This window comes from Streptomyces sp. AC627_RSS907 (assembly GCF_019049165.1).
The window spans coordinates 1-557 of record NZ_JAGMUE010001114.1; the positions used below are offsets into that span (position 1 = coordinate 1).

Annotated in this window: 1 protein-coding gene; it reads right to left on the reverse strand. The window is 67.9% G+C overall.

Annotation, left to right across the window (positions count from 1 at the left end; all coding sequences use genetic code 11):
- Window positions 1–557, reverse strand: a 557-nt coding sequence (locus KUM32_RS40575) for an extracellular solute-binding protein (protein WP_217146694.1), incomplete at both ends; no start/stop codon positions are given.

Below are 557 nucleotides of genomic sequence, written 5' to 3' on the forward strand. Positions count from 1 at the left end.
ATCTCGGCGCACTTGTTGGCCGGGCAGTTCTGGTCGCCGAACAGCGCGGTGTACGCCTTGATGCCGGCCTGCGACTGCGCGCTGTCGATGGTCGAGCGGTAGGCGCCGTCCTTCTCGGTGGCCAACTCGCCGCCGTTCGCCCACAGGAACGGCATCGCGCCGTAGGTGTACGCGCCGCCCACCGCGAGCCCGTACAGGTCCCCCCGCTCCGCCCGGATCTTCTCGGCGGTGTTGACCAACTCCTCCTGGGTGGTCGGCGGCTTGAGGCCGAGGTCCTTGAAGACGTCGGTGCGGTAGTAGAGCGCGCGCACGCCGACGAAGAGCGGGGAGCCGTACGTCTTGCCCTTGACGGTCACCGACTCCTTGGCCGTGGCGTCGGTGTCCTTGCTCTGCGGCCAGCTCGCGAACTCCTCGCTGATGTCCGCGAGGCCGCCGTCCTGCACGTAGCCGGCCGTGTCCGTGTTGCCGTACTCGATCAGGTCAGGGGCGCTCTTCGGGTCGTTGAAGGCGGCCTTGATCTTCTCGGCCCGGGTGTTGATCGGGATGTAGGTGACGTC